The 13,843-nt window shown below is 43.6% G+C and carries 17 protein-coding genes; 7 read left to right on the top strand and 10 right to left on the bottom strand.

What is annotated here, in order from left to right:
* The first annotated feature begins 195 nt into the window (after window positions 1-195).
* Together CGZ90_RS17205 and CGZ90_RS17210 are read left to right on the top strand one after the other, a co-directional pair.
* Complete coding sequence (locus CGZ90_RS17205) at window positions 196-837, top strand: HNH endonuclease family protein (RefSeq protein ID WP_094253830.1); 642 nt, start codon at window positions 196-198, stop codon at window positions 835-837.
* A 25-nt stretch (window positions 838-862) separates the two neighbouring features.
* A complete protein-coding gene (locus CGZ90_RS17210) occupies window positions 863-1,105 on the top strand; it encodes a hypothetical protein (protein ID WP_094253760.1) in 243 nt (80 codons plus the stop codon).
* Window positions 1,106-1,182: 77 nt separating this feature from the next.
* On the opposite strand, the gene CGZ90_RS17215 is transcribed toward CGZ90_RS17210, so the two are convergent.
* From CGZ90_RS17215 to CGZ90_RS17225, 3 genes are all read right to left on the bottom strand, one after another.
* Window positions 1,183-1,890 (bottom strand): DNA alkylation repair protein, encoded by a 708-nt coding sequence (locus CGZ90_RS17215; RefSeq protein ID WP_094253761.1) that lies wholly within the window; start codon window positions 1,888-1,890, stop codon window positions 1,183-1,185.
* A 199-nt stretch (window positions 1,891-2,089) separates the two neighbouring features.
* Window positions 2,090-3,067 (bottom strand): tRNA dihydrouridine synthase, encoded by a 978-nt coding sequence (locus tag CGZ90_RS17220; protein ID WP_094253762.1) that lies wholly within the window; start codon window positions 3,065-3,067, stop codon window positions 2,090-2,092.
* A 129-nt stretch (window positions 3,068-3,196) separates the two neighbouring features.
* On the bottom strand, window positions 3,197-4,081 hold the full coding sequence (locus CGZ90_RS17225; protein WP_094253763.1) for a LysR family transcriptional regulator: 885 nt from the start codon (window positions 4,079-4,081) through the stop codon (window positions 3,197-3,199).
* Window positions 4,082-4,197: 116 nt separating this feature from the next.
* On the opposite strand from CGZ90_RS17225, the gene CGZ90_RS17230 reads away from it, so the two are divergent.
* Window positions 4,198-4,821 (top strand): class I SAM-dependent methyltransferase, encoded by a 624-nt coding sequence (locus CGZ90_RS17230; protein WP_094253764.1) that lies wholly within the window; start codon window positions 4,198-4,200, stop codon window positions 4,819-4,821.
* 229 nt (window positions 4,822-5,050) lie between these two features.
* Here CGZ90_RS17230 and CGZ90_RS17235 read toward each other — a convergent pair whose 3' ends face one another.
* Complete coding sequence (locus CGZ90_RS17235; protein ID WP_094253765.1) at window positions 5,051-5,425, bottom strand: hypothetical protein; 375 nt, start codon at window positions 5,423-5,425, stop codon at window positions 5,051-5,053.
* A 407-nt stretch (window positions 5,426-5,832) separates the two neighbouring features.
* On the opposite strand from CGZ90_RS17235, the gene CGZ90_RS17240 reads away from it, so the two are divergent.
* Complete coding sequence (locus tag CGZ90_RS17240) at window positions 5,833-6,609, top strand: hypothetical protein (RefSeq protein ID WP_094253766.1); 777 nt, start codon at window positions 5,833-5,835, stop codon at window positions 6,607-6,609.
* A 147-nt stretch (window positions 6,610-6,756) separates the two neighbouring features.
* Here the strand turns inward: CGZ90_RS17240 and CGZ90_RS17245 are convergent, their stop codons facing one another.
* The 4 genes from CGZ90_RS17245 to rlmD form a co-directional block, all read right to left on the bottom strand.
* Window positions 6,757-7,425 (bottom strand): Type 1 glutamine amidotransferase-like domain-containing protein, encoded by a 669-nt coding sequence (locus CGZ90_RS17245; protein WP_094253767.1) that lies wholly within the window; start codon window positions 7,423-7,425, stop codon window positions 6,757-6,759.
* A 156-nt stretch (window positions 7,426-7,581) separates the two neighbouring features.
* The gene (locus tag CGZ90_RS17250) at window positions 7,582-9,015 is read right to left on the bottom strand and encodes a DUF4367 domain-containing protein (RefSeq protein WP_094253768.1); all 1,434 of its coding nucleotides are present in this window, start codon (window positions 9,013-9,015) and stop codon (window positions 7,582-7,584) included.
* The gene (locus tag CGZ90_RS17255) at window positions 8,981-9,526 is read right to left on the bottom strand and encodes an RNA polymerase sigma factor (protein WP_094253769.1); all 546 of its coding nucleotides are present in this window, start codon (window positions 9,524-9,526) and stop codon (window positions 8,981-8,983) included. The genes CGZ90_RS17250 and CGZ90_RS17255 overlap by 35 nt, the downstream gene beginning before the upstream one ends.
* A gap of 105 nt (window positions 9,527-9,631) precedes the next feature.
* Window positions 9,632-11,020 (bottom strand): 23S rRNA (uracil(1939)-C(5))-methyltransferase RlmD, encoded by a 1,389-nt coding sequence (rlmD, locus tag CGZ90_RS17260; protein WP_094253770.1) that lies wholly within the window; start codon window positions 11,018-11,020, stop codon window positions 9,632-9,634.
* Window positions 11,021-11,159: 139 nt separating this feature from the next.
* On the opposite strand from rlmD, the gene fosB reads away from it, so the two are divergent.
* Both fosB and CGZ90_RS17270 read left to right on the top strand, forming a co-directional pair.
* The gene (gene fosB, locus CGZ90_RS17265; RefSeq protein WP_094253771.1) at window positions 11,160-11,582 is read left to right on the top strand and encodes a metallothiol transferase FosB; all 423 of its coding nucleotides are present in this window, start codon (window positions 11,160-11,162) and stop codon (window positions 11,580-11,582) included.
* 26 nt (window positions 11,583-11,608) lie between these two features.
* Complete coding sequence (locus tag CGZ90_RS17270) at window positions 11,609-11,839, top strand: hypothetical protein (protein WP_094253772.1); 231 nt, start codon at window positions 11,609-11,611, stop codon at window positions 11,837-11,839.
* A gap of 35 nt (window positions 11,840-11,874) precedes the next feature.
* Here CGZ90_RS17270 and CGZ90_RS17275 read toward each other — a convergent pair whose 3' ends face one another.
* Window positions 11,875-12,777, bottom strand: coding sequence for a diacylglycerol kinase (locus tag CGZ90_RS17275; protein ID WP_094253773.1), 903 nt, complete (start codon window positions 12,775-12,777; stop codon window positions 11,875-11,877).
* Between the two features lie 159 nt (window positions 12,778-12,936).
* A complete protein-coding gene (locus CGZ90_RS17280; protein WP_094253774.1) occupies window positions 12,937-13,116 on the bottom strand; it encodes a hypothetical protein in 180 nt (59 codons plus the stop codon).
* 212 nt (window positions 13,117-13,328) lie between these two features.
* On the opposite strand from CGZ90_RS17280, the gene CGZ90_RS17285 reads away from it, so the two are divergent.
* A complete protein-coding gene (locus tag CGZ90_RS17285; RefSeq protein ID WP_240515465.1) occupies window positions 13,329-13,817 on the top strand; it encodes a GNAT family N-acetyltransferase in 489 nt (162 codons plus the stop codon).
* Window positions 13,818-13,843: the final 26 nt, after the last annotated feature.

The raw sequence follows: 13,843 nt of genomic DNA on the forward strand, positions 1-13,843 counted from the left end.
CACCCCATATGTGTATATTGAATTGTTTCAATAATTAAGACGATATCCTTATTTATCTAGTAAATAGGTATAAAAGAATTATTTGGTTAAATTGGAAAACAAAACAAAAACTTAACTTTTTCCTCATTCAAGCAGAACAATATTATTTTAAAATTAAGAAGATTCACAAATACATACTGAGGAGGTTTCTTCATGATGATGAAGAAATTAAAGTTTTTGGCCGTTTTCTTTACGTTGGCATTAACGCTCCATCTTATTTCACTAAACGATACTCAAGATGCGTTCGCGCTTCCGCCAGGCACTCCCTCCAAGTCTACCGCTCAATCTCAATTGAATGCGCTTATTGTTCAGTCTGAAGGCTCTATGACCGGCTATTCTCGTGACCTGTTTCCGCATTGGATTTCTCAAGGCGGCGGCTGTGACACTCGACAAGTTGTTCTCAAACGTGACGCCGACTATTTCTCTGGAAACTGTCCGGTTACGTCAGGAAAATGGTACAGTTACTATGACGGTGTTATAGTGTATTCACCCTCTGAACTTGATATTGACCACATTGTCCCTCTAGCTGAAGCATGGCGTTCAGGAGCAAGCTCTTGGACGACAGCGAAACGTCAAAGCTTCGCCAATGACCTGAATGGTCCTCAGCTGATAGCCGTAACGGCAAGCACCAATCGTTCTAAAGGGGATCAGGACCCGTCAACGTGGCAGCCCCCTCGTGCTGGAGCGAGCTGTGGTTACGCCAAGTGGTGGATCAGCACGAAACACCAATGGGGTTTGAAATTGCAATCATCGGAGAAGACTGCCCTGCAAAGCATGCTAAATACGTGCACATACTAATGTTAACTGGAAAGGAGCCGCTCAAATGGAAGAGAAATCGTCCATCTTTACCGCAACACATGGTGTCATGACCAAGGAGGTCGGCGTCATCAGCGGAGAGCTTGAGCTGCGCACCACCTGCGATGACGAAGGAAATCTTAATCTCTCCATCACCTATAAGGGCGCTGCAGAGTGGTATACTTTGCCCGGTGATAATTATCGGCTGCACGATACACGTGATCACGAACTCGTCCACCGCATACTTGCAAATGCGCTGGAACGGCCATAACTGACCGATAAACTTAGAAAATATGCAAAAACGACCAGACGCATCTGGTCGTTTTCTTTTATCCTTTTGTCTACTGTTTAACACCTTACATACTTCCGTTTAAAGCCGATCCTCTCTTTATCCACTTCCTTTTGAATTCTCTCGGAAGCGACCAGGAAAGTGCTTTTTTTGCTGTCCTTTTTCACTTCTACTGGCCCTACAGCCTCTGCAATCTCGACCGCTTTATCGTGCTGCGGCACATACGAAGTTCCCACCGTGTAAATAAAATTATTCATCGCGTATTTTGTCCGCTCTGGAGAATCATGTATAGTGTTTTTCACCTGATCTAGCATATCGGAAATCTTACTCTCGGAAAATGCACTGTCTGGCCTATTGCCCAAAAGCCAGCAATAGCAGCTCCAGCCCGCTGACATTTTCAGCTCCTCACCGCTTGCGATCCACTTATCCGCAACATCTTGCGCAATGTCTGTTTCAGCTAACGTCACTGCAACCACATAATCAGACAGCATAAAGAAATACGCCCCATCGATCCAACGCTCAAAATCAGCCTCCGTCATAGCTTTTGGATCGGCTATCACCCCCGCAAAATACATCGCATCGTAGTTCCCAGTCGCGTAAAGCTTCTCAGCTAAGGGCTGGTTGATTTTAATTTTCTTAGCAATCGGCTTCATAGCCCCAGTCGCCACACCAAAAAGCGGTTCGTGCGCACCGTTGGATATGTACATTTTCTTCGTTCGTTCCTTGCCGAGGGCTTCGAGTTCTTGCATGACTGTTTGGAGATCCATTTAAACACTTCCTTCTATTTTATGATCTCTTAAAATTTCATAAGCAAAGCCACTGACTCAACTTAAGCTGAGTCAGTGGCAGCAATTTCGGAAAGACGCTGTAATAGTTATATACTGCGCTTCCTTAATATTCTCCTTTAATAACAAAAACGAGCCTCAAATCGTTCCAGCGAGTTTAGACTTTTCCCTGGCAAACTTTTCACTGCCCCGTCCCATCAAAATCCTTTTCAAAGCTATCAAGCAATCCACGCACTTCATCCGTCGACTTCGTATTCATCAACTGATTCCGCAGTTCAGCCGCTCCCGGAAATCCCTTAACATAAATCTTAAAAAAACGGTGAAGCCCTGAAATCGAACGTGGCACTTCTTCGGCATATTGATCCTGCAGGTCAAGCTGCAGTCTTAAGAGATCCAGGTATTCTTTACTGTTGTGCTCTCTTGGCTCTTTTTCAAACGCAAATGGATTCTTGAAGATGCCGCGTCCGATCATGACGCCGTCAATTCCGTACTGTTCTACAAGTTCCAGTCCTTTTTGTCGGTCAGGGATGTCACCGTTGATGGTAAGCAGCGTGTCTGGTGCAATCTCGTCACGCATTTTTTTAATTTCCGGAATTAGCTCCCAGTGCGCGGGCACGAGGCTCATTTCGTCTCTTGTGCGCAGGTGGATGGACAGGTTCGCGATATCCTGCTTCAGAATATGCGGCAGCCACTCTTTATACTCATCGATTTCCTTGAAGCCAAGGCGCGTTTTAACACTGACCGGCAGTCCACCCGCTTTTGCAGCTTGAATGAGTTCAGCTGCAAGGTCCGGCAGTAGAATAAGTCCGCTCCCTTTCCCTCTCTGCGCGACATTTGGCACAGGGCAGCCCATATTGATATCAATCCCTTTGAATCCCATCTCGGCCATGCCGATGCTCATTTGGCGGAAATATTCGGGCTTGTCTCCCCAAATATGTGCTACCATCGGCTGCTCATCTTCTGTAAACGTTAAACGGCCGCGGACACTATTCTTTCCCTCGGGATGACAATAGCTATCCGAGTTTGTAAACTCTGTGAAAAACACATCCGGCCGGCCGGCTGCACTTACGACGTGGCGAAAAACTACATCCGTTACATCCTCCATTGGGGCAAGTACAAAAAACGGACGCGGCAGCTCACGCCAAAAATTATTGCTCATGTTACTCAATCCTCTCACGATCTATGGGTACAACTTTTTAATTTTGGTTAATTATTCTTTTACACTTATAACATTTTACTAACTGATTATCAAACACTGTACATTTATAATTTATGGAAATTTCGTTCTTTATAACCGCTCCCTAAAAGCATGAACAAATGTCCTTGCTGCAGGAGACAAGCTTTGCTCCGTTTCTAAGCTCACCAGTGCGATTTCACGGTATAACGCTGGAAGATCAGCTGGCTGCAGTTGGACTAACTTTTTTTCTTCTAACAGATCAGATACCATCGGTTCCGTTAGAAGGGTTATTCCATTGTAGGCAAGAACAAAGTCCAATGCTGTTGCCGGGGGCAATTCTAAATAATCCACCCTGGGACTGATCATTGATTTTTGATAGTGTTTGCTTTCTTCACTCCAGTCTACAATGATATACGGTTTGCTTTCTTTTATAATCTCCGCACAACTGAGGTCCTTGACCGATGACGACACGATTGGATGAGAAGGGTGCGCGACGAGTACAAGCGGTTCCTTGAACGTTAAGATGCTCTTTATATCCGTATTGAAATAAGGTTTTGTCATAAATCCCATTTTGATAAACCCATCATAAAGCATTTCAATGATCTGCTGATTATGCCCCGTATGGATTTCTACTTTTATTTCAGGGTACTTTATATTAAGGTCCGCAATGACTGAACTAAACATGCCGGAAGTGTAGGAAGGCAATGTTCCAATGGCAACGTGTCCTGCCTTTCCCTCTTGCATCAACTGTGCTCTTTCTATCCCTTTTGTTACGATTTCGATGGCTTGTCTTGCATATGGCAGGAACGCCTTTCCCGCCTCGGTCAGCTCTATCCTTTTTCCAGCACGATAAAATAAACCTCCCCCAACCTCCTTTTCTAATCCTTGTATTCTCATGCTAATCGTAGGCTGCGAAAGATCTAAGTATCTTGCTGCTTTACTAAAACTCCCCAGTCTTACTACGTGTTCAAACGCCTTTAATTGATTGATGTCCACAGTATCTACCCTCTTCTTCCATAAAGAATCTTTATATCAACTATAACTGATATTACCTTGTTTAATATATGTGCTGTACTATACTTTTTTTATAAGAACGATGAGGGGGCTAAATAATGGTTTTGTTAAAACCGCTAAAGAAATGGGTGGATCTCCAATATCAGTCGCCAAGCGGCATATTGGGTTTGTATTTTGGAGAAAAAATGGTACTGCAGCATCAGCCGGAGACACTCTGGACCATTGAATTGCTGAAGTTACGCCATGAAGAAAGAGTGCTGGAAATCGGATGTGGGGCTGGATATGCGATAAAAAAGGTTCTTTTACATCCTCATGTTCAATTTGTGGCTGGGTTAGACATCTCCACATCTGTTCTGCGTTCAGCAAAATTAAGAAACAGGCAGTCGCTAAGGAAAGGAACAGCTGAAGTTCTTCTGGGCAATGTGAGTGACATCCCCCTCGACAATGAGTCATTCACCAAAGTATTCAGCATTCATTCACTCTACTTTTGGGACGTTTCTTCTCAAACAGTTTCTGAATTGTACAGAGTTTTAAAACCAAACGGAACCGTAACGCTGACAATTTGCAACGGTAAGGATGGAGAAACGTGGACCGGGGTGCAGAGCATGGTAGAAGAACTGTTGATTCCCTTGATGATTCAAACAGGATTTAAGGATGTGAAAATAGTTAAAGGGCCAAGTTCGAGAGGTTATCATACGATTGCGGTTGGGGGAGGAAAGTAAAACAATAAGCAATTGAATGTAATCATAACGAGTTCTCTTTCGGAGTACAACAAGTGAAGTAACATAGAGAATTGGTATAAAATCACAACCGAAAAAGCACTGCACCATCTTTATTCAATAATCCTGCCCGTTTGTTCAATAACTTCATTAAAAAGTGCGTTAATCCTTCTTGGACAACGCACCCTTTAGTTTAAGTGTAATTGTTCACAAACTTATTAATTAGTTACATCTATTTTTTTTCAATCGCCATACGCAAGTTCGAGATAACTCCAATAAGCAATACTAACGAACAAACCATTTTTTCAAAAGGTGTACCAAACAATTGTTGTATAAATCCAAAAGACCAAAGTACAACAAAAAACCAACATATAACGGTTATTCCTCTTTTGTATTTAAATAGTTTAATTCTACCAACAATCAACGTAAAAACTGCTCCAAAAATAGAAATAACGATACTTATAACAGATATTGGCAGCTGTTCAGCGAATGATTCAGACCTTCCACCATTAACCCATGTGAATGGAATACTTTTGCTTATAATAAGAAAGTGAATTAAGATAGTCAAAGAGTAAAAAATAATTCCCATAAATACAGCAGTTTTCATATTAATTTTCCTGAGTTTTTCTAAAATAAAATCACCTCATTTTTCTCCCTGTTTCAATTTTATTAATCCAGAAATATACTATTCCTATATCTCTTACCATTTGACAGTTAACTAAAAAATCACCATTATTCTTAAACAGAGCAAAAAACATCGACTAGGTATTCTAGTTGAACTAAACAGCACGTTTGTTCAATAAGTTTAATAAAAAAAGGCGTTAATCCTTCTTAGATCAACGCACCCGATTGTTGTGAACATTACCTTACATAAAATAAATCATCTTCGGTAGAAAGAAATTAAGGTTCATGATAAAATCACATTAGGAAAATAAAGGCAATGAAACCTTTGGGTTCAACCTCGCTGAAAAGTAGGTTGGGCCCTTTTTGCGTTAACCTAAAGGAGGACTTTTAATGTTGAGAACAGAAATGCTGTTGCATCGTCTTGACGAGATCGGCAAATCGCTCGAAAGAAAAGGAGGTGCACTATTATTGTTAGGTGTCGGTTCCGTTGGAATCGAGACTGCCCGGCTGGATGATTATTCAGATTTGGATTTCTTTGTCATTGTAAGGCATGACCAAAAAAACAGATACATCGACCATTTGGATTGGCTTGAAGAAGTTCACCCCTTAGCTTATTCTTTTAAGAATTCGGAGATTGGCTATAAAATACTGTTCGAGGACGGCATATTTGGTGAATATGCGGTTTTTGAGGAATCTGAGCTGATTAATGGTTCTTATACGGAAGGGAGAGTCGTTTGGAAGGATCCCTCCTACAACAATACCGGAATTTCAAAACCTTCTAACCCGATGCCTAGCCCCAAAAAAGACTCATTAGACCATCCTTTGAACGAGGCTTTAACTAATCTCTATGTAGGACTTGGCCGCTTTGCCAGAGGAGAGCGCCTATCAGCGACGAGGTTCGTACAAGGTTATGCTGTGGACAGGATTTTATCCGTACTTCATTTGATAGAGCAAGAGGTGGATTACTTTCCCGATCCTTTCGGAAACGAAAGACGCCTGGAAAAAAGATACCCTCGTTTCGCGGAAATGATTGCAGACATGGTACAGGGGTATGATCATGTACCTGAATCTGCACTACGTATTTTAAGCTTTATAGAAGAAGTGTATCCCGTTAATCGAAAGCTAAGCGTTGAAATACGACGTTTAGCCAAAATAAACTTCCGTTAAGGTTAGAAGCAAGCTAATTCATATGCGAATTAGCTTGCTATTTGCATTGCTTTTTTCTGTTTTGTACTCAAAAGAGAACCTATTACTGTAATCATCAGTTGCCTCTTTTTGAACAAGTTGATCCAAGATACTAGTTACATAGTAAAATCATAGCGTTAATCGTTTCCAATGCCCTTCGGAGATAACTTCAACCTCTCCATCGACTACTTTAATCGCGGTGTCATCGTCAATGGCATACGCCGGTCCACCGATCTCGGCGGCCCATTTTTCTGCAGCGGCCATAGTGTTATCTGGCAGCATTTCGTGTTCCAGGTGCGGGAACATCGCAAAATCGACCAGTCCGAGCGTTTCATCGCCGCCTGTAGGCGGCGTCCAGCCGACGAAGTCTTCTCCGATCCTAGGCGCCATCACCATGCTCCCGGCACTCATTCCCACATAGACGGCTTTTAGTGAAGGCAAGAGATCAGCGAGCCCGGACTGCTGCATCCAATAATTCAGGTAGAGAGCGTCCCCTCCTGATACCAGCAAGACGTCCGTCTCACGGACCAGTGGAACCCAGCGGTCTTCGCTGATACTTGGCAACGCCGTGAGCTCCAGTACACCGACAGACTTCCAGCCCAGGTCGACCATAGGATTCCCCGGGGTCCCCGTTATGAACTCCCAGGCTTTGACACCAGGACCGACCCAAGGGTGTCCGTACATCGCGGTGGGGATGCACAAAGCGTTACACTCAGCAATCGGCTTGTCCAGCATATCAACTAACGCGGCGTGAATGCTTTTGTTCAGGACGCCTCCAGATGTGAGGAGAAGTTTCATAATGTCACTCCTTGTCGTTATAACCTTTTATTTGCTTTATTCTGCAAGTGTGGTTGTTTTCCTCTTGTAACATAAACAAATAGACACATAAAAAAATCCCCCAAACTATGAGTCTGGGGAACATAAAACATTACTATTCACCGAAATGACCGGCAGCTATTGACGAATATCAATCCACCAGCGATCTTTTTTGTTCATATCTTCAATATTACCGAACCCGCAGTAATGGAAAGCATCAAGGAAGATTGAATTCAATTTATCCTCATCTACAAAATAACCTAGGCTTACCTTGATCGTTTGTCCTGGCGCGATGCTGCCAATGTTATAGAAGCTCTTTCCGTTTCCATGGGGCTCTAAATAATCCACTTCGCCCGTCATAATACTTTCTTCAGCAATCCCCTTTTTTCCGGCGTAGATCCATGCGTTATTTTCAGATTGACGAAGAACTTTTAAAGATGGATGCATATAGATCTCTTCCGTTGCCTTTTTACCTGTATTTTTTATGGTTGTGGTTAAGTGAACGAACTTAACATTAACAAATTTCGTCTCTATTAATTCATCAATCGAATCTTTGCCATCTCCGGCTTTAAATACATCCCGTTTGTAGGGTAATAATGTCTTAGTTTCGTTTATTGCCTTACTTTCATGTAGAATCTTAAGTCCTAATGGATTAAAGTTTTCTTGTTTGAAATCCTGCAGTGAATCAAAGACTTTCACTTTTTCTACAACATATTCAAGTTTACTTAGGGATTCACCCAAATTTATGGTTACTGGAACACTTTGTCCTACAGAAAACAGCTGCGGGCTGTCATTTTTCAAAGGAATGACCTTAGTTTCAATTGGTTTATCCTTTGGGATTGACTGAGCTTCATCATAATCGATTGTTTGTGATGCCGTTTCCTTTGAAGCGGTCTCCAGTGAAATGTTCTCAAGTACATCTATCATCTGCTCTTCACTTACATCGGTTCCGATATAGCTTTCTAACATGAATCCCTCTTTCTCAAATAAGAGAAAGACCTGTCTGTTAAAGGATAAATTGTCGTTTCCATTGTCTTTATTGACAATCACGGCTTTCCTGCCATTCATCTCTAATTCTTCATAGCTGTTTGAATATAACGTTTGAAAATCAGAGTCCTTCCCCAATCTCCAAAGAATGAAGGAGAACCCTCCGTTGGCAAAGTTATCTTTAAAAGAGTATTTCATAGCCGTTTCATCGATCGCTGCCATATTTTCCGGCATATGATTGAGCTTCAATTTATACCAGCTGTTTTTATTTTTGGCGGCATCATTTGTTACAGAAACATTCACCTCATAATTTTCCTTTTGGACGAACATATCATATACTTTTGCCGCGCCAAAAGCCGTGGTCGGAATGCCAATCAATAAGCAGGCAGCTGCAATCAAAAGGCAGTTCTTTTTCCGTTTAACTTGCGGCTGTCCGCCTTTACTCTGGATTTCCTTCAAAAACATTTTCTTTTTGTGCTTATAGGTATCTGAAAATGTATGGTGGTCAGCCACTTTATCAAAGTCTTCTAAAGCAATCTTTTCAGCTACTTCATCCATTATTTCTGAGCTCTTCGAATAGTTCATGTTTACCTCCTAAAATAGTTAGTACTTGCTTTCGTGCCCGCTCAAACTGCTTGCGTACATTCACTTCAGAGATTCCCATAAGACTTGAGATTTCCTGATAATTTAAGTCGTAAAAGACTTTGTACTTGAAAACAAGTTTGTAAGATTCCTTTAACGTTTTTAGCAGCGTATCCAATTGAATTTCAGACATAAAACTCTGTTCCCAGTTTTCAATTATTGCGTCTGCTTCGCCTTTCGCCTCTTTTTGATATTCTTCTATGAAGGTCCCATGGCGTTTATTTTTCCTATAGCTGTCGATTGCTTTGTTCTTCGCGATTCTTAAGATGTAGCGTTTAAGCTCTTGAGAGTTTAAGCTGCGAATGTCATCTAGATGACTGTAAAGAGTCATGAACGTCTCCTGGACGGCATCCTCCGCCTGCTGAATATTATGCAAAACAGAAAAAGTGACATAATAAACGTTTTGTTCATACAGCTCGTACAACTCTTCCATCTTTTCATAGTCCTTTTTCATGTGATTCCTCCTCACACTATGTATAACGAACGGTTGCAAATTTTTGTGACACAAATAAAAAAGAAGTTGAGTCATCAGAGGACTCAACTTCTTATCGGTAGAACTTTAGTTGTTTTCTTCTATTAATTTGAGTTGTGCTACGCACTCGACGTGCGTCGTCTGCGGAAACATATCAACCGGCTGCACTTCCACTGTCTTGAATCCGCCATCTTCAAGTACTCGAAGATCACGAGCCAGTGTCGCTGGGTTGCAGCTCACATACACAACTCGTTTTGGCTTCATCTCAATAATCGTCTTCAAGAGCTCTTCGTCGCAGCCTTTTCGCGGCGGGTCGACGACGATGACGTCTGGGGTGATGCCTTCTTTTTTCCACGCTGGAATGATGTCTTCTGAGTTTCCGACGGCAAACTCGGCGTTTGTGATGCCGTTAAGCTCGGCGTTTCGTTTGGCGTCTTCAATTGCTTCCGGCACAATTTCTACGCCGTACACTTTTTTCGCTTTCTGCGCGAGGAACAATGAGATCGTTCCGATGCCGCAGTATGCGTCGATAACGGTTTCGTCGCCGTTCAGGTCCGCGTATTGCAGCGCTTTTTCGTACAGCACCTTCGTCTGCGGCGGGTTGATTTGGTAGAACGATCGTGCCGAGATGGCGAACTGGATGTTGCCGATAAAATCATAGATGTACTCGGCGCCCCAGAGAAGCTTCGTCTCTTCGCCAAAGATGACGTTTGTACGCTTTTTGTTAATGTTCTGCACGATCGATTTCACGTTCGGCAGTACAGCTTGGATGTCTTCAATGATCTTGTTTTTGTGCGGTAGCTCTTTGCCGTTCGTCACGAGAACAACCATCAGATCGCCCGTCACGCGGCCGTATCGGGTAACGATATGGCGCAGCAGGCCTTTGTGGTTCTGCTCGTTGTATGGCGTGATGCTGTATTTGTTGAGTACTTCTTTCACGGCCTGTACAGCATCGTCGCTCGTATCGCCCGTTATGATGCAGCTGTCCATCTCCACGATCTCGTGGCTGCGTTTCTGGTAAAAGCCAGTGATCAGACGGCCTTCACGCTCGCCAACCGGCACCTGTGCTTTGTTGCGGTAGCGCCACGGCTCATTCCCCATGCCAAGCGTCGGCAGGACAGGTACATTCTCAATTTTACCAATGCGGGTTAAGACCTCTTCCACCTGCTTGCGTTTGTACTCGAGCTGCCCTTCATAAGAGAGATGCTGCAACTGGCAGCCTCCGCACATTTTATAGATCGGGCATGGCGGTTCGATTCTGTCTGGACTCGGTTCAATCAGCTCTATCAACCGACCAAAGCCGAACCCTTTTTTTAAGCCGATTACCTTAATTTGCGCACGTTCACCTGGGAGAGTGTTCGGGATAAACAGCGGGAAGCCGTCGATTTTCGCTACACCAGCTCCATCATGCGTTAAGTCGACAACGTCGACTTGCAATATGTCGTTTTTATTAATAGGCGCGTTTGCCTTTGTCATCACACATCGTTCCTTTGAGTTTGCTTTCCTGATTGTAGCATAAGTGGTGAGGGTGTCCAAATCCTCTCTGGTGATTTCATTTATGATAAAGAAGGAGTTGGCACCTCTCTTGTCATATTTCATTGTAGAGGTGATTTTAATGTCTAAATTTACGATCAATCATCTGCTGTTTTCGGTTTCTGATCTAGACCGGTCGATACAGTTTTATGAGACTGTATTTGATGCGAAGCTGTTAATGAAGGGTCACAGCACTGCATACTTTGATTTAAACGGCTTGTGGCTGGCATTAAACACGGAAATTGATATTCCGCGTAATGAAATCAGCAAGTCGTACACGCATATCGCTTTTTCGGTGGAAGAACAAGAATTGGAGTTGCTGGAGATAAAAATGAGGGATTTACGTGTGAACATCCTTCTTGGCCGTGAGAGAGATGAAAAAGACAAGAACTCCATCTACTTCACCGATCCAGATGGGCACAAGTTTGAATTTCATACAGGCACGTTACAAGACAGGTTGTCTTACTACAAAAAAGAAAAGCCGCATATTGAGTTTTTCGATTAACGGCTTTATAGGAGAGTGAAGCTGTAATGGACAAACATTCAACTCAGGTTCCATCCACACAAAACCAGTCAGACGAAGGAAAAATCTATTCTCCGATTGAAGACCTTCAACGAGCAGAAGGAATCCCGCCTTTAAACCGTGAAAACTTGAACCGTATCAGTGGCTTGCCTAAACCAATAAAGATTACGGGTTATGTTCTGTTTGGGTTGTTGTTTTTGGGAACGGCAGCTGCCGTCATATTGAGTTTTATAAAATAAACGAAGCCAGACACCCGTCTGGCTTCGTTTACTTATTAGATTTTTAAACGCTCTTTCGGTACGAGCATCGTAAAGTGGTGGTGCAGGTTGACGAATTCCCCCGGCAATACTCCGCCCAGCTCGCCGTCGAGGTTGATCTGCATTTTTTCGCGCGGCGTCACTTTCACGCGCTTCGCTTTTGCATAGATGATGTGCTCGTCGTGGATGTGTTCTCCGCGGATCGCAAGTGTCGCGATACGGACGAATTCGGCGAGGTTTGTTCTTTTCAAAATGATAAGATCGAACAAACCGTCATGGAACTCGGATGCCGGTGCAAGCTTTTCGAAGCCTCCGACAGAGTTCGTGTTGGCGACGAGGAACAGCATAACCTCGCCTTCAAATTTTTGCTCATCGTATTCGATCTCGACGTACGTTGGCTTGATGGACGGCAGCATCTCGATTCCTTTAAGGAAATATGCCAGCTGACCAATCATCGTCTTCAGCTTGCTCGGCACTTCATAAGTAAGCTCGGTCATGCGGCCCGCGCCAGCGATGTTGATGAAATAACGGTCGTTAACCTGACCGATATCTACAGGCATATCGATGCCTTCGCAAAGCACGTCACATGCGCCTTCAATCGTGCGCGGCACGCCTACTGCACGTGCGAAATCATTCGTTGTACCGACTGGAATGATGCCGAGCTTTGGTCTGTTCTCAAGACCAGCCAGGCCGTTGACGACTTCATAAATCGTGCCGTCGCCGCCAGCAGCGATAACAAGATCAAAGCCGCGCTCTCCCGCGAGCTTTGCCGCGTTCTGTGCACAGTTCGGCATAGGAGTCGTTGCGTGGCAAGATGTTTCATAGCCAGCGTTCTCGAGTCTGTTTAATATATATGGAAGCTGCTTTTTAATTGTTTCTCTTCCTGATGTTGGATTATAAATAAGTCTTGCACGTTTCATCCTTTTTCACCTGAATTCCTGACTTTTTAAAAGCTTTAACATAAATCCTTCTCTGTATAACCAGAAAAAACAGCCCATCATTGGACTGTCTTTTTTTATATCCTTCTATATTATAAGAATTCTCGCGGAAAAAAGCAAAAAGCGTTTTGGACATATTTTCTAAATATCGATTGTTTTTTCAAGGAAAACGAAATACACGGCGGCTCCGATCCAGATGACTCCTGAAAAGAGCAACACGGCTTTCATGCTCTGTTTCTTCAGCGCCCAGTAAGCCTGAATGCCTGTGACGACGAGAAACACCGTGATCAGCATCCACAAGCTGAAGTTTTCTTCGGGCATATGCTCACTTCCTTTCTCTCTGAAGTTTGTTGGGGGTACGGTACTCATGGCGTTGTTTCCGCTTCAGTGCTATGTTTTTGCTCCATGAGTACCGGACCCCAGGCCTTCCCCAGACCTTATTTATTCCCCCATTCCCTCCTCACACAGAGGCAAACTTCATATTCATGGTAAAATATGTGTAAAGAACATAGATAAAGAAAGGAATGCTGCAGATGAATTCCGTTATTTCCATTCGTTTCTCTAAGGAAGAGGATATGCAGGCACTCATGGAGCTAGATAATATCGCTTGGGTGAAGGGAACGACGCCCAGCGATGAAATTCATTGGGACAGTGCGGCGCAGTTTCAGATTCAGAATCCTCCTGGCAGTATGCTGGTTGCACTCGCTGCGAATGTAGTGTGTGGATACATTTTTATTAAAGACGTGACGCCTCTTCCATCCAATCGCCATGTAGCAGAGCTCGTGATGGCTGTTCATCCTGACTACCATGGCTCCGGCATCGGGCAGGAACTCATGGGGCATGCGGAGGATTGGGCGCGGAGCCTTGGGAAAACAAAGCTTTGCCTGCGCGTGCTTGCTGGCAACTCTAAGGCAGTGCGTTTTTATACGAAGTGCGGGTTTATGGAGCAAGGCCGTTTGATTGATGAGTTTTGTATCGACGGTGAGCTTGTTGATGATTTGCTGATGTATAAAATGCTGTAAGAGGCTGGGCTCCCCTCAACTGATGA

Origin of the sequence: Fictibacillus aquaticus, from assembly GCF_002245695.1 — a bacterium.
In the GTDB taxonomy this organism is placed as follows: Bacteria; Bacillota; Bacilli; order Bacillales; family Fictibacillaceae; genus Fictibacillus; species Fictibacillus aquaticus.